General features: G+C 65.7%; 34 protein-coding genes. 11 read left to right on the forward strand and 23 right to left on the reverse strand.

Annotated features, from left to right (window positions below; translation table 11 throughout):
• Window positions 1–8: 8 nt before the first annotated feature.
• The 19 genes from L0963_RS09825 to L0963_RS09920 all read right to left on the reverse strand — a co-directional run bounded on the left by L0963_RS09825 (window position 9) and on the right by L0963_RS09920 (window position 12,003).
• The gene (locus L0963_RS09825; protein WP_062901238.1) at window positions 9–680 is read right to left on the reverse strand and encodes a glutathione S-transferase family protein; all 672 of its coding nucleotides are present in this window, start codon (window positions 678–680) and stop codon (window positions 9–11) included.
• Between the two features lie 154 nt (window positions 681–834).
• Complete coding sequence (yihA, locus tag L0963_RS09830) at window positions 835–1,485, reverse strand: ribosome biogenesis GTP-binding protein YihA/YsxC (protein ID WP_003046680.1); 651 nt, start codon at window positions 1,483–1,485, stop codon at window positions 835–837.
• Window positions 1,482–3,230, reverse strand: coding sequence for a membrane protein insertase YidC (gene yidC, locus L0963_RS09835; RefSeq protein ID WP_234179336.1), 1,749 nt, complete (start codon window positions 3,228–3,230; stop codon window positions 1,482–1,484). Before yidC ends, yihA begins: the two co-directional genes overlap by 4 nt.
• 42 nt (window positions 3,231–3,272) lie before the next feature.
• Window positions 3,273–3,485 carry a membrane protein insertion efficiency factor YidD gene (yidD, locus tag L0963_RS09840; RefSeq protein ID WP_003046687.1) on the reverse strand — a complete coding sequence of 71 codons (213 nt, stop codon included), beginning with the start codon at window positions 3,483–3,485 and terminating at the stop codon, window positions 3,273–3,275.
• A gap of 195 nt (window positions 3,486–3,680) precedes the next feature.
• Window positions 3,681–4,019: a ribonuclease P protein component gene (gene rnpA / locus L0963_RS09845; RefSeq protein ID WP_062901240.1), complete on the reverse strand. Its 339-nt coding sequence runs from the start codon at window positions 4,017–4,019 to the stop codon at window positions 3,681–3,683.
• Window positions 4,020–4,060: 41 nt separating this feature from the next.
• Entirely contained in the window at window positions 4,061–4,195 is a 135-nt protein-coding gene (gene rpmH, locus L0963_RS09850) for a 50S ribosomal protein L34 (protein WP_003046693.1), read from the reverse strand.
• Window positions 4,196–4,323: 128 nt separating this feature from the next.
• Entirely contained in the window at window positions 4,324–4,632 is a 309-nt protein-coding gene (locus L0963_RS09855) for a PGPGW domain-containing protein (RefSeq protein ID WP_234179337.1), read from the reverse strand.
• 92 nt (window positions 4,633–4,724) lie between these two features.
• Window positions 4,725–5,561 (reverse strand): alpha/beta hydrolase, encoded by an 837-nt coding sequence (locus tag L0963_RS09860; RefSeq protein WP_234179338.1) that lies wholly within the window; start codon window positions 5,559–5,561, stop codon window positions 4,725–4,727.
• Window positions 5,562–5,666: 105 nt separating this feature from the next.
• Window positions 5,667–6,326 (reverse strand): glutathione S-transferase family protein, encoded by a 660-nt coding sequence (locus tag L0963_RS09865; RefSeq protein ID WP_186401372.1) that lies wholly within the window; start codon window positions 6,324–6,326, stop codon window positions 5,667–5,669.
• Window positions 6,323–6,778 (reverse strand): hypothetical protein, encoded by a 456-nt coding sequence (locus L0963_RS09870; RefSeq protein WP_062901243.1) that lies wholly within the window; start codon window positions 6,776–6,778, stop codon window positions 6,323–6,325. The genes L0963_RS09865 and L0963_RS09870 overlap by 4 nt, the downstream gene beginning before the upstream one ends.
• Window positions 6,765–7,268: a VOC family protein gene (locus tag L0963_RS09875; RefSeq protein WP_217372946.1), complete on the reverse strand. Its 504-nt coding sequence runs from the start codon at window positions 7,266–7,268 to the stop codon at window positions 6,765–6,767. Before L0963_RS09875 ends, L0963_RS09870 begins: the two co-directional genes overlap by 14 nt.
• Entirely contained in the window at window positions 7,265–7,678 is a 414-nt protein-coding gene (locus L0963_RS09880) for a VOC family protein (RefSeq protein WP_062901245.1), read from the reverse strand. The genes L0963_RS09875 and L0963_RS09880 overlap by 4 nt, the downstream gene beginning before the upstream one ends.
• 23 nt (window positions 7,679–7,701) lie before the next feature.
• On the reverse strand, window positions 7,702–8,502 hold the full coding sequence (locus L0963_RS09885; protein ID WP_062903049.1) for a VOC family protein: 801 nt from the start codon (window positions 8,500–8,502) through the stop codon (window positions 7,702–7,704).
• Between the two features lie 43 nt (window positions 8,503–8,545).
• Window positions 8,546–9,265: a DUF1428 domain-containing protein gene (locus L0963_RS19895; RefSeq protein WP_442800558.1), complete on the reverse strand. Its 720-nt coding sequence runs from the start codon at window positions 9,263–9,265 to the stop codon at window positions 8,546–8,548.
• A 35-nt stretch (window positions 9,266–9,300) separates the two neighbouring features.
• Window positions 9,301–9,969 (reverse strand): glutathione S-transferase family protein, encoded by a 669-nt coding sequence (locus tag L0963_RS09900; RefSeq protein ID WP_062901246.1) that lies wholly within the window; start codon window positions 9,967–9,969, stop codon window positions 9,301–9,303.
• Between the two features lie 4 nt (window positions 9,970–9,973).
• Window positions 9,974–10,192: a DUF4287 domain-containing protein gene (locus L0963_RS09905; protein WP_062901247.1), complete on the reverse strand. Its 219-nt coding sequence runs from the start codon at window positions 10,190–10,192 to the stop codon at window positions 9,974–9,976.
• Window positions 10,189–10,872, reverse strand: a complete 684-nt coding sequence (locus tag L0963_RS09910) for a glutathione S-transferase family protein (RefSeq protein WP_062901248.1) — start codon at window positions 10,870–10,872, stop codon at window positions 10,189–10,191. The genes L0963_RS09905 and L0963_RS09910 overlap by 4 nt, the downstream gene beginning before the upstream one ends.
• A gap of 24 nt (window positions 10,873–10,896) precedes the next feature.
• Window positions 10,897–11,328 (reverse strand): VOC family protein, encoded by a 432-nt coding sequence (locus tag L0963_RS09915; RefSeq protein WP_234179339.1) that lies wholly within the window; start codon window positions 11,326–11,328, stop codon window positions 10,897–10,899.
• Window positions 11,329–11,361: 33 nt separating this feature from the next.
• A complete protein-coding gene (locus L0963_RS09920) occupies window positions 11,362–12,003 on the reverse strand; it encodes a TetR/AcrR family transcriptional regulator (RefSeq protein WP_062901250.1) in 642 nt (213 codons plus the stop codon).
• On the opposite strand from L0963_RS09920, the gene L0963_RS09925 reads away from it, so the two are divergent.
• Window positions 11,914–12,255 carry a hypothetical protein gene (locus L0963_RS09925; protein ID WP_234179340.1) on the forward strand — a complete coding sequence of 114 codons (342 nt, stop codon included), beginning with the start codon at window positions 11,914–11,916 and terminating at the stop codon, window positions 12,253–12,255. The two genes, L0963_RS09920 and L0963_RS09925, sit on opposite strands and share 90 nt — an antisense overlap.
• Before the next feature lie 31 nt (window positions 12,256–12,286).
• On the opposite strand, the gene L0963_RS09930 is transcribed toward L0963_RS09925, so the two are convergent.
• The gene (locus L0963_RS09930) at window positions 12,287–12,649 is read right to left on the reverse strand and encodes a response regulator (RefSeq protein ID WP_003046733.1); all 363 of its coding nucleotides are present in this window, start codon (window positions 12,647–12,649) and stop codon (window positions 12,287–12,289) included.
• 89 nt (window positions 12,650–12,738) lie between these two features.
• Here L0963_RS09930 and L0963_RS09935 point away from each other — a divergent pair, with 89 nt between their 5' ends.
• The 4 genes from L0963_RS09935 to L0963_RS09950 are packed head-to-tail and all read left to right on the forward strand — an operon-like array spanning window position 12,739 to window position 15,299.
• Window positions 12,739–13,011 carry a DUF3572 family protein gene (locus tag L0963_RS09935; protein ID WP_082819850.1) on the forward strand — a complete coding sequence of 91 codons (273 nt, stop codon included), beginning with the start codon at window positions 12,739–12,741 and terminating at the stop codon, window positions 13,009–13,011.
• Window positions 13,008–13,649 (forward strand): hypothetical protein, encoded by a 642-nt coding sequence (locus L0963_RS09940; protein WP_062901252.1) that lies wholly within the window; start codon window positions 13,008–13,010, stop codon window positions 13,647–13,649. Before L0963_RS09935 ends, L0963_RS09940 begins: the two co-directional genes overlap by 4 nt.
• Before the next feature lie 29 nt (window positions 13,650–13,678).
• Window positions 13,679–14,143: a RidA family protein gene (locus tag L0963_RS09945; protein ID WP_003046743.1), complete on the forward strand. Its 465-nt coding sequence runs from the start codon at window positions 13,679–13,681 to the stop codon at window positions 14,141–14,143.
• 7 nt (window positions 14,144–14,150) lie between these two features.
• Window positions 14,151–15,299 (forward strand): GNAT family N-acetyltransferase, encoded by a 1,149-nt coding sequence (locus L0963_RS09950; RefSeq protein WP_062901253.1) that lies wholly within the window; start codon window positions 14,151–14,153, stop codon window positions 15,297–15,299.
• 4 nt (window positions 15,300–15,303) lie between these two features.
• On the opposite strand, the gene L0963_RS09955 is transcribed toward L0963_RS09950, so the two are convergent.
• Entirely contained in the window at window positions 15,304–15,618 is a 315-nt protein-coding gene (locus L0963_RS09955; protein ID WP_062901254.1) for a sel1 repeat family protein, read from the reverse strand.
• Between the two features lie 142 nt (window positions 15,619–15,760).
• Window positions 15,761–16,600, reverse strand: coding sequence for a pantoate--beta-alanine ligase (panC, locus tag L0963_RS09960; protein ID WP_062901255.1), 840 nt, complete (start codon window positions 16,598–16,600; stop codon window positions 15,761–15,763).
• Window positions 16,601–16,684: 84 nt separating this feature from the next.
• Between panC and L0963_RS09965 the strand changes: the two genes are divergently transcribed.
• The 6 genes from L0963_RS09965 (at window position 16,685) to L0963_RS09990 (ending at window position 22,322) form a co-directional block, all read left to right on the forward strand.
• A complete protein-coding gene (locus L0963_RS09965; protein ID WP_234179341.1) occupies window positions 16,685–17,494 on the forward strand; it encodes a division plane positioning ATPase MipZ in 810 nt (269 codons plus the stop codon).
• 25 nt (window positions 17,495–17,519) lie between these two features.
• Entirely contained in the window at window positions 17,520–18,914 is a 1,395-nt protein-coding gene (gene pgmG, locus L0963_RS09970) for a phosphoglucomutase/phosphomannomutase PgmG (protein ID WP_234179343.1), read from the forward strand.
• Between the two features lie 107 nt (window positions 18,915–19,021).
• On the forward strand, window positions 19,022–19,834 hold the full coding sequence (gene lptB, locus L0963_RS09975) for an LPS export ABC transporter ATP-binding protein (RefSeq protein ID WP_062901258.1): 813 nt from the start codon (window positions 19,022–19,024) through the stop codon (window positions 19,832–19,834).
• A 14-nt stretch (window positions 19,835–19,848) separates the two neighbouring features.
• Window positions 19,849–21,303, forward strand: a complete 1,455-nt coding sequence (gene rpoN, locus L0963_RS09980; RefSeq protein WP_186401380.1) for an RNA polymerase factor sigma-54 — start codon at window positions 19,849–19,851, stop codon at window positions 21,301–21,303.
• A 184-nt stretch (window positions 21,304–21,487) separates the two neighbouring features.
• Complete coding sequence (gene ykgO, locus L0963_RS09985; protein ID WP_003046794.1) at window positions 21,488–21,613, forward strand: type B 50S ribosomal protein L36; 126 nt, start codon at window positions 21,488–21,490, stop codon at window positions 21,611–21,613.
• A gap of 94 nt (window positions 21,614–21,707) precedes the next feature.
• Window positions 21,708–22,322, forward strand: coding sequence for an HAD family hydrolase (locus tag L0963_RS09990; protein ID WP_234179344.1), 615 nt, complete (start codon window positions 21,708–21,710; stop codon window positions 22,320–22,322).
• On the opposite strand, the gene L0963_RS09995 is transcribed toward L0963_RS09990, so the two are convergent.
• On the reverse strand, window positions 22,304–22,741 hold the full coding sequence (locus L0963_RS09995; protein ID WP_234179345.1) for a DUF4279 domain-containing protein: 438 nt from the start codon (window positions 22,739–22,741) through the stop codon (window positions 22,304–22,306). The two genes, L0963_RS09990 and L0963_RS09995, sit on opposite strands and share 19 nt — an antisense overlap.
• Between the last annotated feature and the right edge of the window lie 8 nt (window positions 22,742–22,749).

A 22,749-nucleotide genomic window follows, 5' to 3' on the forward strand; every position in this document is an offset into this window, starting at 1 on the left:
TCGGTGCGTCAGTCCTGCTGCGCGCCTTCGAACTGTTCGATGACCCAGTCTTCGGCCTGCGCGCCGCCGATCCATTCCTGCATATGCGGATGGCTGACGACCGCCTGGCAATAAGGCAGGGCAAAGCGCGGCAACGGGATCGAATAGGTGATGAAGCGCGTCACGACGGGCGCGAACATCATGTCGGCGGCCGACCAGTCGCCGAACAGATAATCGCCCTCGCCCCCGAACCGCGCGCGTGCCTCGGCCCAGATCTGGAGGATGCGGACGACGTCGGCCTGCACCTCGGGCAACAGCTCCGCGGCGGGGTAGATGCGGCGGATGTTCATGCTGTGGTGGCGGCGCAGCGCCGAGAAGCTGGCATGCATTTCGGCCGCCATCGACCGCGCCATTGCGCGCGCCGCCATGTCGGCGGGCCAATAGCCGCGGGCGCCGTCCGTTTTCTCGTTGAGATAGTCGATGATCGCCAGACTGTCCCAGACGACGATATCATTGCCGTCCCACAGGATCGGCACCTTGCCGCCCGACGGCGCGAATTCATCGCCCTCGCGGCGGCGATTCCAGTCCTCGTCATAGAGCGGAACGGTGACTTCCTCGAATGGCAGACCGCTGTGCCGGGCGGCGAGCCAGCCGCGCAGGCTCCAGCTCGAATAGGCCTTGTTCCCGATGAAGAGTTTCATGCGGTCTCCATATTCCCCTCCCGCTTGCGGGAGGGGCCAGGGGTGGGCGCGAGCGGAGCGAGTTTCGGTCGCGAAATCACCCACCCCGCTGCGATTAGCGAGCAAGCTCGCAAGTCTCGCTGCCCCTCCCGCTTGCGGGAGGGGAAACATTTCGTCAACTCTCCACCGCCTCCAGCACCGCGGTGCGCAGCTCGGCGATGCCCATGCCCTTTTCGCTGCTCGTCACGATCACCTCGGGGTGCGCGGCGGGATGTTTGCGGGCCTCGGCCTCGGTGGCGGCGTGGACCGCGGCGAGTTCGCTCGCCTTGATCTTGTCGGCCTTGGTCAGCACGACACGGTAGCTGACCGCAGCGGTGTCGAGCATTTCGAGCACCTCGCGGTCGACATCCTTGAAGCCGTGCCGGCTGTCGATCAGCACCAGCGTCCGCTTGAGCACCTGGCGCCCACGCAGATAGTCGTTGACCAGAAAACGCCACTTCTTGACGACATCCTTGGGCGCCTTCGCAAAACCGTAGCCCGGCATGTCGACAAGGCGGAACACCAGCGGATTGCCGACGTCGAAATAGTTGAGTTCCTGCGTGCGCCCGGGCGTGACCGAGGTGCGTGCAAGCCCGTTGCGATTGGTCAGCGCGTTGAGCAGCGACGATTTGCCGACGTTCGAGCGGCCGGCAAAGGCAATCTCCGGGACGCTCGGCGCAGGCAGATGCTGGAGTGCGGGCGCCGATTTCAGAAAGGCGATCGGACCCGCAAACAGCTTGCGGGCGCGTTCGCCGCGATCTTCGGCCGCCGGATCGATCTCGCTCACTTTACCGGCGCCGCCCGGAGTTGCGGGAATTTGCGATACATCCACTGCTGCTGCGCGATCGACAGGCAGTTGTTGGTGATCCAGTAAAGCAGCAGGCCCGCCGCGAAGGGCGCCATGATGAACATGAACATCCACGGCATGATCTTGAACACCTGTTGCTGCACCGGATCGGTCGCCTGCGGATTGAGGCGGAACTGCAGGAACATGGTGATGCCCAGGAGCAGCGCGAGCGGCCCGAGCGCGAGCAGCGACGGCGGCGTGAAGGGCAGCAGGCCGAAGAGGTTCAGGAAGTGCAGCGGATCGGGCGCCGACAGGTCGCGAATCCACAATGCGAAGGGCTGGTGCCGCATTTCGATCGTCAGCATCAGCACCTTGTAGAGCGCATAGAAGATCGGAATCTGGATGACGATCGGCAGACAGCCCGCGAGCGGATTGATCTTTTCGTCCTTGTAGAGCTTCATCAGCTCCTGCTGCATCTTCGGCTTGTCGTCCTTGTGGCGTTCTTGCAGCGCCTTCATCTTCGGCTGGACGAGGCGCATCTGCGCCATCGAATGGAACTGACGCTGCGCGATCGGGAACATCAGGCCGCGAATGATGACGGTGAGCAGCATGATCGCGACGCCGAAATTGCCGATCTGGCGGAACAGCCAGTCGAGCAGCTTGAAGATCGGCACTTCGAAAAATTCGAACCAGCCCCAGTCGATCGCGTTCGACAGGCGCGTGATGCCCTGCTGGTCCTGATAATGCGACAAGATGCTGACTTCCTTCGCTCCGGCGAAGATACGGCTGGTCGTCGACACCTGCGTTCCCGGCGCCACCTGTTTGAAGTCGCGCGCGAACAGCGTCTGATAATTGTCCGCGGCCGGCGCGGTGATCGACGCGGTGACCCGCTCGCCCTTCGCCGGGATCACCGCGGCGAGCCAATATTTGTCGGTGAAGCCAAGCCACGCCGCCGAATTATATTTGAAGGCGCCGCTTTCATCGAGATTCTTGTAATCGACATCGAACACTGACTTGCCGTCCAAATAGCCGGTCGGGCCAACGTGGATCGTCCAGCTGTCCTTTTCGTGCGGGTCGGTCGGCTTGCCGAGGCGGTCGATCAGCGCGAAGCTGCTTGCCGCGACCGGCGCGCTGCCCGCGTTCGCGATCGTCTGCTTCGCGGTGATCAGATACTTGTCGTCGATGCTATATTCGACGCGGAAGGTCTGGCCGGTAGTATTCGACCAGCTGAGCGTCACCGGGGTCGCCGGGGTCAGCTTCGTGCCGCTGGCGGCCCACAGCGTCGTCAGCCCCGGAACCTCGATCCCCTGCGCCGACCAGCCGACGCTCGCAAAATAGGCGGCCTTGCTGTTGCCCGGCGCGAACAGACGCACCGGCGGCGCATTCTTTTCGATCGTCTGGCGATATTTGGTCAACGTGATGTCGTCGATGCGTGCGCCGACAAGGTTGATCGACCCTGCGAGCGACGGGGTTTCGATCGGCACCCGATTGCCCGTGGCAAGCGCCGCCTCGACCGGCAGAATCGTCTTGGCGACCGGCGCCGCGGCCGCGGGCGTGCCGGATGGGGGCGCGCTGGCGGGCTGGCCCTGCGTCGTCGCGGGGGTCGCACCGGGCGCGCCGGCGACGGTCTTGGTCACGTCGGGCTTTGCCGGGGTGGGAAAGAATTTCTCCGAAACGAAATTCCAGCCGAGCAGGATCGCCACCGACAGTAAAATTGCCGCGATCAGGTTACGCTTGTCGTCCACGCTCTTCGGTCTCTCTTCTGGTCAATGTGGGGAAATGCCGCATCAAGGTACGGGATCGTAGCCGTGGCCGCCCCAAGGATGGCAGCGCAATAGCCGCTTTGTCGCCAGCCAGCCACCCTTGATCGCACCATGGCGTTTCAGCGCGATGATCGCATATTCGCTGCACGACGGCGCATAGCGGCACGTCGGCGGCAGGATGCGCGACGGGCCTAATTGCCAGGCACGGGCGATCAGGATGAGCAAGCGGGCAATCATTGGAAACACCCGGAAAACTGCGCAACTTCGCACGCGATTGCACCAACTGCCGCGTCATGACCCGCGTCGGGAAGGGGTACGGCGCGCATATCCTCAGAAAACTGCGCAACTTCATTCGCGATTGGCGGTTTGCGACGTAGGGCGGGCGGGATCATGTCTGGACGCTATGCCATCGCAACAATGTAGGACAGCCGGTCATTTCGCCAGCTTCCTTGCCGCGCGCTGCAGCGCCGAATCGAGATGCTCACCCAGCTCGGCAAAAGCGATGTCGTTGCCGCCCGGCCGCCCGATCATCACATGGTCGGCGCCGGCGATTCCCCGCGCGGGGATCGCCGCGCGGGCGAGCGCGCGGAAACGGCGCTTCATCCGGTTGCGGGTGACGGCGTTGCCAACCTTCTTGCTGACGGTAAAGCCTATGCCCGGCGCATCGTCGCCGTCGCCGCGCGGACGCACGAGCAGGACAAAGCCGGGCATGGGAAAGCGAAGGCCGCGGTTGGCGGCCAGAAATTCGCTGCGTTTGGAAAGCGATCGCACCAGCCCCAGCTCCTTTTGGGCTGGCGGCGAAGCGCCGGCGATTAGGCCGACAGCTTCTTGCGGCCGCGCGCGCGGCGGGCGGCGAGAACCTTGCGGCCGCCGACGGTCGCCTTGCGGGCGCGGAAGCCGTGACGGCGCTTGCGCACGAGGCGGCTCGGTTGATAGGTGCGCTTCATCGCGGTATCCCCAAATTCTCTTCAATCGGTGCAACGAAAAAGGGCCGCCAAGCGAGGGCGGCCGCTGATCGAGGCGCGGATAAGCGAGAGTCGGGCGAAAGTCAATCGCCCTCGATGCCCGATTGCGATCAATCCCCATCGAGCGCCTCGAGCGCGGCGCGGGCGCGGCGGCGCGCGGCGCTGACCCGGCGCATGACACGGTCGGTCCAGGCGCCATAGCGCGGATGGCGCCGCTTGAAGCGGACATAGCGGCGTTTCGCCCACGCGCTGTTCTGCAAGACAAGCATTAGTCCGACCGGAAACAGGATGATGAAGCCGGGGCCGGGCAGCGGGCCGATAAGCACCGCGACGATCATCAGCAGCCCACCGAGACAGAAGAGCGCGCTGCGCACCTGCGCGTTCGATCGCAATCGCTGGTATAAGCCGCGCTTTGCCATGCCGGGCGATGTGGGGAGCGGGCAGGTGGGTTACAAGACTAAAACACGTCGTTCCCGCGAAGGCGGTGGCAACGATTTAAATTGATCGGGGGTCAGTTCAGCGGGACGAAGCGCGCCATGTCGTCGCGGGTCAGATAGCGCACCTGATCGAAGGGGGTGGCGTTGGTCAGCGCATAGAAGGCGCGCGCATGGGCGTCGTCCATGCCCATTTCGCGGTAGAGGCCGATATATTCGGCGTGAACCGGATCGCTCGCGGGATAGTCCTTTGCCTCGCGTCCATATTCGTCTGCCCAGCTGTGGACACCGAATTCGGCGTCGGCAGCGGCGCGGCGGGTGGAACCGGCGAGCCAGAGCTCGACCGCACCCGACCGCACCGAACCGCCGCTCGGGACGACGGTTTCCAGACCCGCCCGGCGAATTGCGCGGGCGAGAATCAGATTGGCCTCTTCATCGAGGCTGCCGGGGCAGTCGATCATCTCGAGCCGCCTCACCCCGGGAAAGGCCGCGAGCATCGCAGCGAACTGGCGCGGTGTCGCACCGTCGACATCGCCGCTCATTCGCGCCGTCGTACCGTCGACGACCGTAAAGGGGCCAAAGCGCGCCTGCGTCGGGCCGCGCGTCGCCAGCCCGGCGCCGGGCGCATAACGCCGCGTCGCGCCCAGATCGGCCTCGCCGGCAACCGCAGTATCGCCGAGCAGGGCGGCGGTGTCGTCGTCAGCCGCGAATTCGTCCGCATCGTCGGCGAATTGGGCGCCCGCATTCCCGGCGTCGGACGCGTTGTCATCGATCCATGTCACGGTGGTCGTCACCGTGGTCGTGACCGTCACGAGTTGCTGCGCCCGCGCCTGCGGCGCGAAGGCGAGCAGCGCCGCGAACAATGCGACGAGAAGCGTCCGGGCGAGCGCGGCGGGGGCGACAGGCGAAACCATCGACCCGCCTTCGCGCGCGCGCCGTTCCCAAATGGCAAAGCAGCACCGTCAGCGCGGCGTTAACCGCATATCGGGACGCCCCCAGTCAGTTCGGAACGCGGAGGCTCAGTCGCGGTCGGGGGCGCCGAGGGGGAAATAGCTTCGATAGGGCCGCGCGTCCTCGACGCAGCGCGCCACCGACGGCCGCGCGAGCAGGCGCGCGCGGTAAGCGCGCAATTTGGCGTGGGCGGGATCGATCGGATGCACCCAGTCGGCATAGAAGAGCGCTGGCGCCGCGGCGCAATCGGCCAGCGTGAAGCCGTAGGGCGTCGCCCAGTCGCCATCGCCGAGCCGCGCCTCGAGCCAGCCATAGACCTGTTCGAGCTGATCGCGCGCCCGGGCGACGCGGGCCAGATCGGGCGTTTCGGTGATGAAGGGCAGATATTCGGCGACCGCGGCCTGAAAGCGCGCCTGGAAATGATTGTCGAATATCCGGTCGAGGAAGCGCACCTCGAGCGCCGCCCGCGGATCGGCGGGAATCAGCCGCGGGCCGGCGTCGGAGCGCTGATCGAGATATTCGGCGATGATGCTCGCCTCGAACAGCGGGCGCCCGTCATCGACGATCAGCGGAAACTGCCCGACCGGCCAATGCGCCCGCAGTTCGTCATAATTGGTGAAGGGCGGCGCGGTTTCGATCGCCCGAAATTCGTGCGCGACCTCCTTCTCGTAAAAGGCGATCTGCGCCTTCCACGTATAGGAGGAAAAGGGGTGGCCATATAGGATCATCGGTCATTCTCCTGCTCCATCGACAGCCAAGCGAGCGGCAGGCCGATGAAGGCGATATGCGGAAACAATGCGATCGCGCCCCGGGCGAGATCGGCAGGCGGAAACGGGGCTCCGAAACGCAGTGGCAGCACGATAGCGTTCATCACCAGATAGAGGATGACACCGTAAAGTGTGCCGCTGAGCCACCACAGCCTGCGCAGCGCGGGGATTCGCGCCGCCGCGGCGAACCAGACGCCGACCATCGCCGCCATGATCGCGTAATGGGTGACGAGCCCGGCGAGCGCCCCCGCCGCGCCCCAGTCGGCAGCACCGTCGCCAAAGGGGCCCTTGGCGACGCCGCGCAGCATCCGCCCGGGATCGCTGCCCGCCAGCACGCTCCACGCCGCAGCATAGAGGATGTCGAGCGTGCCGCAGAGCGCCCAGGCGAAGAGGAAGGGGTTACGCCGCGCCAACGGCGTCGCCCCGCACCGCCGCCTCGATCGCCGCGATGTCGATCTTTTTCATCGTCATCATCGCATCAAAGGCGCGTTTGGCCACGCCCTTGTCGCTGCTCGTCGTCGCTTCGATCAGAACGCGCGGGGTGATCTGCCAGTTGAGGCCCCATTTGTCCTTGCACCATCCGCACGCGCTTTCAGCGCCACCATTGCCAACGATCGCGTTCCAATAGCGGTCGGTTTCTTCCTGCGTTTCGGTCGACACCTGAAAGGAAAAGGCCTCGCTGTGCGGAAAGATCGGGCCGCCGTTCAGCCCGACGCACGGGATGCCCAGAACGGTGAACTCGACCGTCAGCGCATCGCCCTGCTTGCCGCCGGGAAAATCGCCGGGGGCGCGGTGAACCGGTCCGACCGAGCTGTCGGGAAAGGTCGCGGCGTAAAATTGCGCCGCTTCCTCGGCGTCCTTGTCGTACCAGAGGCACAGCGTCACGGGGGGCTTGCCCATCATTCGTCTCCCTTCAGCGGATGGCCGATCGACCAGAGGTGGCCGAAGGGATCCTTCACCTGCGCGTAACGGTCGCCCCAGAACATGTTGTCGGGCGCCATCACCGACGTCGCGCCCGCCGCGATCGCGCGGTCGTACCAGCGGTCGGCATCGTCGACCTGCAGGTGCAGCGTCACGCCCGACGGCGCGGCCATCGCCTCGCCCGAATATTCGGGGAAATCGTCGTGCATCATCAGCGACGATCCGTTAAGCAGCAGATGCGCGTGCATCAGCCGCACGCCGTCCTCGGCCGGCATGCGCACCTGTTCGACGGCGCCGAACGCCTGTTTGTAAAATTCGATCGCCTCGCTCGCGCGCTTGTCGGCGATCGCGATATGCGGGGTCAGTCCGCCGGTCGGTCCTTGATTCTCCATCGTCTCTCTCCCTTCTTTAGGGTTCAGCGGCGCGGGCCGACGAGGCCGAAGGCGGCGCCCTGCGGGTCGAGCCCGGTTGCGGAAAATTCGCCGCCGGGGATTTCATGCGGCCCACTGAGCAGCTGCCCGCCCTCGGCGGCAACGGCGGTCAGCGCGCGGTCGATGTCGTCGACGCCGATATAATAGGTCCAGGCGGATACCGGCATCTGCGGCATGCGCGGCATGACCGCGCCGATGCCGATGTCGCCGAGTTGCAGGAAGCGGTAGCTGCCCATCGCGCCCATATCCATCGCGCCCTCCTGCCCCCAGCCGAAGTGGCGGCGGTAGAAGGCGATCGCGGCGTCGGGGTCGTCGGTCGACAGCTCGTTCCAGCGGACATGCTGCGCTTCCGTCACCGAAAAGACGTCGCTCGTCATGCCCTCCATGCCCGGCGGCGGAGCGGGGTTCATGACATAGAAAGGCGCGCCCTGCGGATCGCTGACCATCGCGATGCGGCCGACCGGAAGATCGGTCGCGGGCATATGGACCGCGCCGCCGTCGGCGACGATCGCGGCGACCGCCGCATCGACGTCGGGCGTGTAGAGATAGCCGAGCCAGCCGGGGCGGGCACCGCCCGCGAGCATATCGGCATTGAGCGCCAGCATGCCGCCGGCATTGCCGCCGTCGCTGCGCCCGATCATGCGATAATCGACCCCGCCGGGCGCCGCGGGATCGGCGGCGCCCGCAATCGTCCAGCCGACGACGGCGCCATAGAAGCGCGCCGCGCCGTCGGGATCGCCGGTCATCAGTTCGTACCAGATGAAGCTGCCCTTGGGGTTCGTCATCATCATTCTCCGTTTCACATCTGGGGAAGGAAAGGCGCTGAGGTCAGGCGTCGAGAATCGGCGCGAAGCCGCCGTAGATCATGCGCTTGCCGTCGAAACACTGGTCGGCCGGGTCGTGCCGCATGCGATCGTCGGCCATGATCTTGTCCCAACCCGCGACGCGCGTTTCCCTGTCGGGCCATTCGATCCAGCTGAACACGATATTTTCGTCCGCTCCGGCGTGGACCGCGCGGCGATAGTCGGTGACCTTGCCGTCGGGCACATCGTCGCCCCAGCATTCGAGGACGCGCGTCGCGCCATGGTCGAGAAAGACGACCGCGGCCTTTTCGGCGAGCGCGCGATAGGCGTCGCGATTGGCGGTCGGAACCGCGACCAGAAAGCCGTCGGTATACCCCATCGGGCCGCCCAGCCCCTCCTCGACGATCGAGGCGAAGCCCGCGACGATCATGCGCTGGCCGTCGAAGGGCATCGCCGCGCCCATCGCCTGCATGCGCGGATCGCTCATCATCTTTTCGGTCGCGGCGTCGCGCGCCGCGCGGTCGGGATATTCGAACCAGGAAAAGACGATCTCCTCGCCTTCCTTTGCCTGCACCGCGGTGCGGAAGTCGTTGACCTTGCCGACGGGGACGTCATCGCCCCAGCATTCGACATGGCGGCGGACGCCGAATTCCTTGAACAGCGCCACCGCATCGGCGGCATGGTCGCGATAGGCGTCCTTCGCATTGGCAGGCACCGCCAGCACAAAGCCTTCGACATAGGTCATCGTCTCTCTCCATTTTTCTTTCCAGGGGGATCAGGTCATGCGGCGCTCGGCTCCTCGGTGAAGGCTGCGAGCTGCGACGCGAGCGCACGGCCGAAGGCGGGGCGATCGAGGCAGCGCGCGAGATAGGTTTCGAGCCGAGGATGTTCGGCAACGACGCCCGCTTCTATGCCTTCGCGCAGCACCGTCGCCATCGCGATATCGGCGACGCTGAAGTCGCCCGCGAGATACGGCCGGTCGCCCAGCGCCTCGGCAAGCTTGCCGAGCCGGGTGCGAATGAATTCGAGCAGGCCGGGACGGCGCAGCCGTGCCCATTCCTCGCCCGCCGCGAAAATCTCTATGTTCGACAGTTCGAACATCAGCGGTTCGACGCTGTTGTAGGCGGCGAAGAGCCAACTCGTCACCGTCGCGCGCCCTTGCGCGTCGCGCGGCAGCAGCGCGGCGTCCTTTTCGGCGAGATGTAGCAGGATTGCGCCGCTTTCGAACAGGCGGACATCGCCGTCGCGCAGCACCGGCACCTGCCCCCACGGCTGGTCGAGAAAATGATCCGCGGGCCGGTTGACCGCGCTGATCAGCCGCTCGGCATAATCGACGCCCATTTCCTCGCACGCCCAGCGCGGACGCAGGTCGCGGACGAAGCCGCGCGCGAAATCGGGTACCCAGTCGAAAGCGGTGATTTCGATCGCCGCATCGGATTTGACGCCCATTGCCCTACTCCCTCTTGCCCTTGATGAACGCGACGATCGACATGGCGTGCCCATGGCCGAGCCCGAAATCCTGCTTCAACCAGTCGACCACCGCGCCGGCCTTGACGCCCGCAGCAAGCCCGCCTGCGTCGGCAAGGCCGCGTTCGATGGCGAGCGCGCGCAGCGCCTCGGCCGACTTGCCGGTCCTGGCCTCGACATTGTCGAGATAGGCCTGAAAGCTCATGACGAGACTCCTTCTGTTTCGGACCGATCGGCGAATAGAGCCCACTGCGCATCGAAGGCGCGCCGAAAGGCTGGTCGCGCCTCGCCGCGCGCGACATAGGCGGCGAGCCGGGGGTGCCCATCGAGCAACCCGGACGCCTTGAGCCGGCGGAGCACGGCGATCATCATGAGATCGCCAGCGGTGAAATTTCCCTCGAGCCATTCGGCATCGCCTATCCGCATCGCGAGCGCGGCGAGCCGCGCGTCGACCGCATCGACGAGCATCGGCAGCCGCCGTTCGTACCAGTCGCTGTCGCGTTCCACCAAGGACGCCATTGCATAGTTGACGATCGGCGGCTCGACCGTGCTCAACGCCGCGAACATCCAGCTGATGGCCCGCGCACGGACATGGGTGTCGTCGGGCAGCAGGCCGGCATGCCGCGTAGCGATATGCAGCACGATCGCACCCGATTCGAACAGGACGAGGCCGTCCTCCTCATAGGCGGGAATCTGACCGAATGGCTGACGCGCGACATGATCCGGCTGCTTCATGGCGGCGAAAGGCAGCGGACGGACGCGATAGGCGAGCCCCGCCTCTTCGAGTGCCCATCTCACGGGCATGTCGCGCGCCAGACCGCGCCCGCGGTCTGGCGAAGCTTCAAAGACCGAGAGGATAATCGGCGCTTCGGGATCGACGGGCATCGCTTCTCTCCTCGCGCGCGCGGCCTAGGCGCCGGCGGCTTGGACAGCCGCCTCGCCGTTCGCGACGGCGGGGTCCATCCAGAACGGCCCCCAGACATGGCCGTCGGGGTCGAGGAGGTCTCGGCCGTACATGAAGCCATGATCCTGCACCGGGTTGATGTCGGCGGTGCCGCCGTGCGCCGCGGCGGCGGCTATCATCGCGTCGACCGCCGCGCGGTCCTCCATCGCGAGCGCGAGGGACACCTCGCTGGCGCTCGTCGGCGGGATCGGACGATCGGTGAAGCTTTTCCACTTTTCGTGCGTCAGCAGCATCACGAAAATGCTGTCGGACCAGACCATCGCCGCCGCAGTCTCGTCGGTGAAGCGCGGTTCGTTGGTGAAGCCGAGCGCTTCATAGAAGGCCATGGATTTCGCGAGGTCGCGAACCGGCAGGTTGACGAAAATCATCTTGGACATGGGCGGCACTCCTCTTCCTGGGGGGATTTTTCGTCAGGTCCGCCCGAACAGCATGCGGACATAACGCGTCAGATGCGCGACACTTTCCCGGGCAATCGCCGGGTCGTTGGTGGTTTTGGCCAGAACGAAGCCGCCCTGCAGCACCGACTGGATATGCCGCGCGAGATCGAGCGCGCTCATCCCCGCGGGTGCGCCATAGGCCTGCATCGCGGCTTCGATGTCGGGGGCAAGCGCCTCGCAATAGGCGGCGATGCTCGCCTCGCACGCCAGCCGGATCGGCTCGCTGGTGGCATAGGCATCCTGCACCATCGTCCCGACGAAGCAGGTGAAGCCGTCGACCGGGCCGTGCAACAGCGAAAAGCGGAAATCGATATGGCCGAGCAGCCGGTCGAGCGGATCGTCCAGTTTCGTGTGCGGCAGCATGTCGAACATCGGCCGCGCCCGTTCGGTCCAGGCTTCGGCCGCGGCGACCGCCAATGCCTCCTTCGATTCGAAATGATGGAAGAAGGCGCCCTTGGTCACGCCGGCGGCGGCGCAGATCTGGTCGACCGTGGTCGCGGCATAGCCCTGACGCCGCACCTCCTGATGGGCGGCGGCGATGAGCCTGTCGCGCGCACTGCCACGCGGTGCGCGAGGGGCCGCAGCCGGGTCGGACGAAGAGTGAGTCGCGGTCATGAGCGCCTACATACCAACTGGTTGGTATGCTGTAAAGAGGCACGGGAACGAGGCACCAATGCCGCGATCGACAGTGAGCTGCCGGAAGCAGTCGCGACACCCGGCGGACCCGAGCGGCCGGTGCTGGCGCATGCGACAGAGGCGATGCGGCTGTCAGCGCGCGGCTACACGCGCATGCCATGCCTCGAGCGAACGATCGCCGATCTTGCGGGCCCGACTCGATCGGCCGGGTTCATATCGCCGAATCGCTGAGCTACCTTCGGCAGGTGCCGCGAAACCAGGATCAGGCGAAAGCGCCGACACTTTCGATGAATTTGATGACCGAAATCGGTTTCGAGACATAGGCCTCGGCACCCGCGGCGCGAATCTGTTCCTCGTCGCCCTTCCCGGCATAGGCTGTGACGGCCATGATCGGTACCGCGCGCAGCGTCAGGTCGGCCTTCATCTGGCCGATCAATTCGAGCCCGCTGACGTGGGGCAACTGGATGTCCATGATGATGAGGTCGGGCGCTATTTCGCGCGCCTTGGCGAGCGCATCGCGGCCGTCGCGCACCGGGTGCGCGCTATAGCCATGGGCGTTGAGCAGGTCGCAGAACAGGCGCAGGTTCAGCTCATTATCCTCGACGACCAGAACGGTCTTTCCCATGATGTTGAAGCTTTCCCCGCTTGCGTCCGCGGCCGGTTTAGGCGAATCGGCGGCGCGACACAATTGCTTCGCAGGGAAGGATTTTCGGCGTGAATGACGGCGACGCGGCGCTGGCGCTGCACGCGCTCGGCTGGATCCTGACCGACGAGCCGCGGGCCGAACGGCTGCTTGGAATGACCGGCCTGTCGCCCGAGGGGCTGCGCGCCGCGCTGGGCGATCGCGCAACGCTGGCGGCGATCCTCGGCTTTCTTGCCGCGCACGAACCCGACCTTGTCGCCTGCGCCGAAGCACTCGATATAGACGCCGGAGCCTTGGCCGCTGCCGCGCGCCGCCTCGAAGGACTGGAAGGACCAATGCCATGACCCGCCCGCTCGTCATCACCGATTGCGACGAGGTGCTGATGCACATGGTCGTCCCGTTCGCGCAGTGGGTCGACGAGGAACATGGCGTGATCTTTCGCATGGAAGATACGAGTTTCGCCGGCGCGCTGAAGCGCAAGGAATGCGGCACGCCGCTGGAAGCGGCCGAGGTCTGGCCGCTGCTCGACGGCTTTTTCCGCACCGAAATGCCGCGCCAATATCCGATTCCCGGCGCGCTTTCCGCGATGGCCGAAATCGCGCGCCATGCCGACATCGTCGTGCTGACCAATGTCGGCCCTGACCATCAGGCGGCGCGCATGGCGCAGCTTGCGGCCCTTGGCCTCGACGCACCGGTGATCGGCAGCCGCGGCGGCAAGGGCGAGCCGGTGCGCGCGCTGATCGAGGAGCGCCGGCCGCCGGTCGCGGTATTTATCGACGATCTCGCGAACCATCATCATTCGGTCGCGATCGAGGCGCCCGACGTGTGGCGCCTGCACATGGTCGGCGAGCCCGCGATCGCGGACAAGATACCCGCCGCGCGCCATGCCCATGCCCGTATCGACGACTGGGCGGCGGCGCAGGACTGGATATTGGCGCGGCTTGCCGAAAAGGCTCCGGCCCCGGCGCCGGAAGCCGTATAATCCCCCCAATCGAGACAGAAGGAATCACCATGGATATTGCCGCCAAGCTCGCCGACCTCGGCCTCGAGCTTCCCAAACCCGCCGCGCCGGTTGCCGCCTATGTCCCCGTCGTCGAGGCGGGCGGGCTGCTGCATATCAGCGGCCAGCTTCCCTTCCGCGACGGGCAGGTCGTGACCGGGCGGCTGGGCGCCGACACCGACGAGGCAAGCGGCTATGACGCCGCGCGGCGCTGCGCGCTGATGCTCGTCGCCCAGATCGGCAAGGCGCTGGACGGCGACTGGTCGCGGGTCGAAAAGATCGTCAAGCTGGGCGTGTTCGTGAACAGCGACCCCGCCTTCACGCAGCAGCCCAAGGTCGCGAACGGCGCGTCCGAGCTGATGGAATCGCTGTTCGGCGAAGCTGGCCGCCACGCGCGCAGCGCCGTCGGCGTGTCGGTGCTGCCGCTCGGCGCGGCGGTCGAAGTCGATGCGATCGTCGCGGTGAAGCCCGCGTAAGCCCATCGTGGCCGAGGCTGACCCGCCCACCCGCACCCTGTCGCTCGGCACCGGCGTCGCCGCGATCGATGCGGCGGCGTGGGACGCGCTGGCGGGCGGCGGCAATCCCTTCGTCGGTCATGCCTTTCTGGCGCTGCTCGAAGAATCGGGAAGCGTTGGGCCGGGGACCGGATGGCAGCCCGCGCCCTTGCTGGTCGAGGACGGTGCGGGCCGACTCGTCGCCGCGGCGCCCGCCTATCTGAAGACGCACAGCCAGGGCGAATATGTCTTCGACCATATATGGGCCGACGCGTGGGAGCGCGCCGGGGGCGCTTATTATCCCAAGCTTCAGATCGCGGTGCCCTTCACCCCCGTGCCCGGGCCGCGACTGCTCGCGGCCGAGGCCGATGATGCGACGCTGCTGCTGCGCGCGGCCGAGGCGGTGGTCCGGCAGAACGACCTGTCGTCGGCGCATGCGACCTTCGTTGCGCCCGACCAGATGCCGCTGTTCGAGGCGGCGGGCTGGCTGCTGCGCCGCGACATCCAGTTCCATTTCGCCAATCGCGGCTATCGCGATTTCGACGATTTCCTCGCCACGCTGACCTCGGCAAAGCGCAAGCAGCTTCGCAAGGAACGCGCGCGCGCGGTACAGGGTCTGCGAATCGAGGATGTCAGCGGCGACGCGATCCGCCCCGAACATTGGGACGCGATGTGGGCCTTTTATCAGGACACCGGCGCGCGCAAATGGGGGCATCCCTATCTGACCCGCGCGGCGTTCGACATGATCGGTGCGCGCATGGCCGACAAGGTGTTGCTGAGCATCGCGTGGCAGGACGGGCGGCCGGTCGCGGGCGCGATGCACCTGATCGGCGCCGACACGCTTTATGGCCGCTATTGGGGATGCCTGATCGACATTCCCTATCTGCATTTCGAGCTATGCTATTACCGCGCCATCGACCTTGCGATCGCGCGCGGTCTCGCGCGGGTCGAGGCCGGCGCACAGGGCGGACACAAGCTGGCCCGCGGCTATGCCCCCGTTGCGACCTGGTCGGCGCATTTCATCGCCGATCCGGGCTTCCGCCGCGCGGTCGCGGACTTTCTGGAACGCGAACGGGCGGCCGAGGAAAGCGAAATGCAATGGCTGGAAGGACAGATGCCGTTCCGGCGGAGCGGCTGAGGAATCAGGCGGCGTAACGACGCGCCGCCGGGCGGCGGGCGGTTTCGTCGAGCCATGCGCGCGCCTGGCGCTGCGCCTCGGCGATCTCGTCGCGGCTCATTTCGGCCGAAACGTCGGCGCGGCACTGCTGGCCTTCGATATTGCCGCCGAGCGCCGCAAGATTAAACCATTTATGCGCCTGGATCAGATCGACATCGACACCGCCGGTGCCGGTCGAGAAGGCCACGCCAAGGTCGAAATAGGCATTGGCATCGCCGCGCGCCGCATCGAGCAGCCGGCTTTCGATCAGATACTGGGCAGACTTCAGACTGTTAGCCATGATAACCCCCTGTCGCCTCCACCCCACATGGAGACTTCGGGGTCAAACCTTGCGGCTTATGGTCAACAAAGCGTTAATGGCGCGGTGATTTTTTTGCCCATAGGCGGAGCAAATGACAGAAATCCGCCAATTTTTCGTTTGATTAATCGACCGCATAATTGTCGATCAGGCGCGTTTTTCCCATCCGCGCCGCCGCCAGAAGCCGTGCCGGCGCGCGGAATATCGTCAATCTTTCGAGGCTTTCGGCATCGGCGAGCGCGACATAATCGACGCTGTCGAACCCGCCCGCGACGATTGCCGCCTCGGCATCGGCCAGCGCCTTCGCAACATCGGCGCCGCCCGCGATTGCCGCCACCGCGGCCTTGAGTGCATCCGGAAAAGCCGCCGCGGCGGCGCGCTGTTCGGGCGACAGATAAGCGTTGCGCGACGACAGCGCGAGCCCGTCGCCATCGCGTGCGATCGGCGCGCCGAATATGTCGAGCGCGAAATCGAGGTCGCGCGCCATGCGGCGGATTATCGCCAGCTGCTGCCAATCCTTTTCGCCGAAGATGGCGACGTCGGGGCGCACCTGGTTGAACAATTTGGCGACGACGGTCGCGACGCCGTCGAAATGCCCCGGCCGCGCCGCGCCGCAATAGTCGGCGCCGAGTTCGGCCACCTCGATATGCGTGGCATGGCCGCCCGGATACATGGTCGCGACATCGGGCGCCCATAGCAGCGCCACGCCTTCCTCGACCAGCAGCGCGGCGTCGCGCGCCTCGTCGCGCGGATAGGCGGCATAATCCTCGTTCGGGCCGAACTGGGTCGGGTTGACGAAGATCGACACCACGACATGGTCGGCAACGCGGCGGCCCATGCGGACGAGCGACAGATGCCCGGCGTGCAGCGCGCCCATCGTCGGCACCAGCGCGACGCTCTTGCCGCCCTGCTTCAGCGCCGCGACCGCGCGGTGGAGCGTGGCGATGTCACGGATGATTTGCACGCTTGCCCTGCCTCCGATATTGGCGGCGCCAATACGCCCTTCATGCGGCTGCCATGCCGCGCCAACAGGAAAATCGCAACGGTCATGACGAAAGCCCCCCCGCACCGGATCATCTTCGCCAATGAAAAGGGCGGCACGGGCAAATCGACCTGCGCGGTGCATTTCGCGGTCGCGCTGGCGAGCCAAGGCTGGCGCGTCGCGGGGATCGACCTCGACCCGCGCCAGCGCACCTTCCACCGCTATCTCGAAAACCGCACCAACACCGCCAAGCGCCGCGGGATCGACCTGCCGATGCCACAGTTCGAGGTGTTCGAAGGCACGACAGTCGAGGAACTCGACGAACAGGTCGCGCGGCTGGCCGACGGGGTCGATTATTTCGTCGCCGACACGCCCGGCCGCGACGATGTGTTCGCCCGCCACCTTGCAACCACCGCCGATACGCTCGTCACCCCGATCAACGACAGCTTCATCGATTTCGACCTGATCGGTCAGGTCGACCCCGAGAGTTTTCAGGTCACCCGACCCAGCTTCTACTCCGAACTGATCTGGGACACGCGCAAGGCGCGGGCGAAAAGCGACGGGCGGACGATCGACTGGATCATCCTGCGCAACCGTCTGCAGCACGTCGACGCGCACAATATGCGCCGAGTCGGCGAAGCGCTGAACCAATTGTCGCGGCGCGTCGGCTTTCGCGTCATTCCGGGCCTGGGCGAGCGCGTGATCTATCGCGAGCTGTTCCCGGCCGGCCTCACCCTGCTCGACAAGGCGCATCTCGGCGGCATGGGGATCGGTCATGTCGTCGCGCGGCAGGAATTGCGCGAGGCGATGGCGGGATTGAACCTGCCGCAGCGCGAACGGCTCCACCCCGACGGCGACCTGTTCGCCGTCGCCTGACCCTCCATCCTCCCGAGAGGCATCCATGACCCATCGATTCCACCCGACGATGCTGCGCGAATATGACATTCGCGGGGTGGTCGGCGACACGCTGTCCGATGCGGACGCCCATGCCATCGGGCGCAGCTTCGCGACGCTGATCGCACGTGCCGGCGGCAAGCGGGTGGCGGTCGGCTATGACGGACGGCTGTCGTCGCCGATGCTCGCCGACGCGCTGATCGCCGGGATCAACGCTGCGGGCATCGACGCGCTCAATGTCGGGCTGGGGCCGACGCCGATGCTCTATTATGCCGCATCAACCGAAGATGTGGACGGCGGTATACAGATAACCGGCAGCCACAACCCCCCCGACTATAATGGCTTCAAGATGGTGTTTCAGGGCCGCCCCTTCTTCGGCGCCGATATCCAGCGGATCGGCGAAATGGCCGCGGCAGGCGACTGGGAAGCCGTCAACCCGGGGGGAGAAGGCACGGCGCAGAGCATCGACATCGTCGATGCCTATGTCGACCGGCTGGTCGAAGGTTTTGCCGGCGGCGCCTTCCGCATCGGCTGGGATGCGGGCAACGGAGCCGCGGGCACGGTGATCGAAAAGCTCACCGCGCGCCTGCCCGGCGAACATCATCTCCTCTACACCGATATCGATGGCCATTTTCCGAATCACCATCCCGATCCCACCGAGGAAAAGAACCTTGCCGACCTGAAGGCGCTCGTCGCGACAAAGAAGCTCGACTTCGGCGTCGCATTCGACGGAGATGGCGACCGCATTGGCGCGATCGACGGCGAAGGCCGGGTGATCTGGGGCGACCAGCTGCTGCAGATCTATGCCGCCGCAGTGCTGAAGGAACGGCCGGGGGCGACGGTGATCGCTGATGTGAAGGCCAGTCAGGCGCTGTTCGACCGGGTCGCCGAACTCGGCGGCAAGCCGCTGATGTGGAAGACCGGACACAGCCTGATCAAGGCGAAGATGAAGGAAACCGGCAGCCCGCTGGCGGGCGAGATGAGCGGGCATATCTTCTTCGCCGACCATTATTACGGCTATGACGACGCGCCCTACGCGGCGGTCCGGCTGATCGAGGCGGCGACGAAGCTCGGCAAGAGCGTGACGCAATTACGCGGCGAAATGCCCGCGATGGTCAACACCCCCGAACTGCGCTTCCAGGTCGACGAGGTGCGCAAATTCGCCATTGTGGACGAGGTTCTGGCGCGGCTGACCGCGGCGGGCGCAACGGTCGACCGCACCGACGGCGCGCGCGTGCTGACCGACGACGGCTGGTGGCTGCTGCGCGCATCGAACACGCAGGACGTTCTCGTCGCCCGCGCCGAGGCGAAGGACGAAGCGGCGCTCGCGAGGCTGATGGCCGCGATCGACGGTCAGCTTGCGGCGTCGGGAGTCGTACGCGGGCCGCAGGCGGCGCATTGACCGCTCATCTGCCTGCAAAAATCTCGCCAGATTGACCTTCGCTGCGTCGCTGGGGTAACGCGCGCAAGGGGGCAGCGACAGGAACCCAGAACGGAACCGAAGATCCTATGACCGACCAGTCCACCGCCGGCACGCTTTCCGACACCAATCACGGCGTCGCCGAGCATACCGCGCACGTCCAGCAGGACGCCGCGGCGGGCAACGGGCTGGCGGTTATTTCGATCGCCAAAAGCTATGACAAGCGCACCGTCCTGTCGGACGTGTCGCTGTCGGTCGCCAAAGGCGAAGTCGTCGGCCTGCTCGGTCCCAATGGCGCGGGCAAGACGACCTGCTTCTATTCGATCATGGGGCTGGTCAAACCCGACGCTGGACGCATCATGCTTGACGGGGCCGACATCACCGCGCTTCCCATGTATCGTCGCGCGATCCTGGGCCTTGGCTATCTGCCGCAGGAAACCTCGATCTTTCGCGGCATGACGGTCGAACAGAATATCGCCGCGGTGCTCGAACTCGCCGAGCCCGACAAGATCGCGCGCCAGCAGCGGCTCGACGAGCTGCTCGACGAATTCGGCCTGACCCGGCTGCGCAGCGCGGCGGCGATGGCGCTGTCGGGCGGCGAGCGACGACGCGCCGAAATCGCGCGCGCGCTCGCGGCCAACCCGTCGATCATGCTGCTCGACGAACCCTTCGCCGGCATCGATCCCATTTCGATCAGCGATATCCGCGACCTTGTCGCCGACCTCAAGACGCGCGGCATCGGCGTGCTGATCACCGACCATAATGTGCGCGAGACGCTGGACCTCGTCGACCGCGCCTGCATCATCTACGACGGCAAGGTGCTGCTTGCCGGATCGCCCGCCGAGCTGGTGGCCGACCCAGAGGTCCGCCGCCTGTATCTTGGCGAGGGCTTTTCGCTTTGATGCGGTAGTCGCCGATGGCGTTGGGTCCACGCCTCGATTTACGCCAGTCGCAATCGCTGGTGATGACGCCGCAGCTGCAGCAGGCGATCAAGCTGCTCGCGCTGTCGAACCTCGAACTCGAAGCCTATCTGGCCGAGGCGCTCGAAGGCAATCCGCTGCTCGATGCGACGCCGGGTGACCGCGAACCGGGCGATGACGAAGGCGGCGACGAAGCGCCGCCGTCCGACGGCCCGCCCGCCGACACCGACCTGGCGCTGTCGTCCGAAGCGGGTACCGCCGACGATCTCGACGTCGATTTTGCCGAGGAACGATTCCACCACGACAGCGCGAGCGATTCGGTGGGGCTGTCGGGCGATGGCGAGGGCATCGATTTCGACAGCTTCGCGGGCGACGACGGCACGCTTTACGACCATCTGCTCGCCCAGGTCGGTGAACGTTTTTCAGGCATCGAGGCGATGGTCGCCGAACAGATCGTCGCGCTGATCGACGAGGCGGGCTATCTGCGCGCCGAGCTCGCCGAGCTGGCGCAGCGGCTCGGCGTGCCACTCGCGCTGGTCGAGGCCGTGCTCGCGGGCGTCCAGAGCTTCGACCCTTCGGGTGTCGGCGGGCGCGACCTTGCCGAATGCATCGCGATCCAGGCGCGCGAGGCCGACCGCTACGATCCCGCCATGGCGACGATGATCGCGCATCTCGACCTGGTGGCGAAGGGCGCCTTCCCCCAGCTCAAGCGCATCTGCGGCGTCGATGACGAGGATCTGGCCGACATGATCCGCGAATTGCGCGCCTATGACCCGAAGCCCGGTCTGCGCTTCGGCGGCACCGCGACGCAGGCGGTCGTGCCCGACCTTTATGTCCGCCAGACCGCAAAGGGATGGGCGGTCGAGGTAAACAGCGGCACGCTTCCGCGGCTGCTCGTCAATCGCCGCTATTATACCGAACTGGCAAAGGACGCCGCGGCCAAGAGCAAGGCGTGGCTATCCGAACAGCTCGCGGGGGCCAACTGGCTGGTGCGCGCCCTCGACCAGCGTCAACGCACGATCGTCAAGGTCGCGAGCGAAATTGTGAAGCAGCAAGAGGGCTTTTTCCTCCACGGCGTCGCGCATATGCGCCCGCTGACGCTGCGCCAGGTCGCCGAGGCAATCGGGATGCACGAATCGACCGTCAGCCGCGTTACCAGCAACAAATATCTCTCCTGCGCGCGCGGCCTGTTCGAACTCAAATATTTCTTCTCGTCGGGGATTTCGGCGACCGAGGGCGACGGCGCGGTGTCGGCCGAAGCGGTCAAGAGCCGGATCAGGGCGATGATCGAGGCCGAAGACCCCAAGGCGATCCTGTCCGACGAGACGATCGCACAGAAGCTGTCGGCAGAAGGCCACGACATCGCGCGGCGCACCGTGGTCAAATATCGCGAGGCCATGGGCTATGGCTCGTCGGTGCAACGGCGGCGGCAGAAGGCGCTGGCGGGGTGAAATTTTACGCCCCCTCTTCGTCGCCCGGGACTTGATCCGGGGTCCATTCCCACAGCGCCGGAATAGCGGATCCCAGATCAAGTCCGGGATGACGAAATTAAGGGCGGGGGCGGTTGACTTTTCACCCGCTTCCCCATAGTTGCGCCGCTTCGCGTAACAACGCCAAGATTTACGGAACAGACCAATGAAGATTCGCAACAGCCTGAAGTCGCTGAAGGACCGCCACCGGGATAACCGCGTTATCCGCCGCCGTGGCCGCACCTATGTGATCAACAAGACCAACCGCCGCTTCAAGGCGCGCCAGGGCTAAATGCCTTGCCGGGACCGCGTGTCCCCGCGCATTTGCGAGTAAGCGTAACGCCGTCGGATGCTTCCGGCGGCGCTTTCGCGTGTCCGGAGCAGCCATGATTCGCCAGTGCGTCATTTTCGATGTCGGCCGCGTCCTGTTCGACTGGGACTTGCGCTACCTGTTCGCGAAGATGATCGACGATACGGGCGAGCTCGAATGGTTCGTGACCAACGTCGTTACGCCGCAGTGGCATTTCCAGCACGACGCGGGCCGGCCGCTCGCCGACATGCTGCCCGAACTGAAGGCTGAATATCCGGCGCATGCGCCCCTGATCGACGCCTATGCGGCGCGCTTCAACGAGACGATTCCGGGGTCGATTCCCGGCAGCCTCGAACTGGTCGAGCGGCTCGACGACGCGGGGGTGCCGCTGTTTGCAATCACCAATTTCGGACATGAATTCTGGGAAGGCTTCCGCCCGACCCAGCCGGTGTTCGACCGCTTCCGCGATATCATCGTCTCGGGTACCGAGAAGCTGATGAAGCCCGACCCCGAGATCTACGCCCTTGCGATCGAGCGATTCGGCATCGATCCCGCTGGCGCCCTCTTCATTGACGACGTCGCGCACAATATCGCGGGCGCCAAGGCGGTCGGCATCGCGGGGCACCGTTTCGTCGATGCGGCGACGCTGGAGCGCGAGTTGGTGGCGCGGGGCTATTTGTCAGCCACCTGATGGGTTTTGCTACCCTCGGGCGCGTAGATATCAAGATCCAGATACAAGCCGCGATCTGCTATTTCGGCCAACGTCTGGGAACATATCCGCAAACCTTCGTTTCTCTCTTCAAGGAAGAGGCCGCAGAAGAGGCGCCCAGCAAAGCGTGCAGCAAGTTCCTGCCAAATGGCCGTATCGCGGGTCAGCGGTGCGAAAATGGCCTCTACCTGGCCCGGCAAATCACCGGGAATCGATCTCGGTACCTGCAGCCTCCAAGATCCGGTGCGAGCGATGCGCTCACTGCCCCGGGGCGTCTTCCACTTGGCACATTTCGCAACGCTGAAGGTTGGCGTTGCTCCAAGCCGGTTGGAAATGTCGGCCGGATCGAGATCGTCGCGAAAGAAACCTAGCGAGACTGCGGTTTCATGAAGCTCGACCATCTTCCCCC

The sequence above is a fragment of the Sphingopyxis sp. NFH-91 genome (assembly GCF_021401285.1).
Taxonomy (GTDB): domain Bacteria; phylum Pseudomonadota; class Alphaproteobacteria; order Sphingomonadales; family Sphingomonadaceae; genus Sphingopyxis; species Sphingopyxis terrae_A.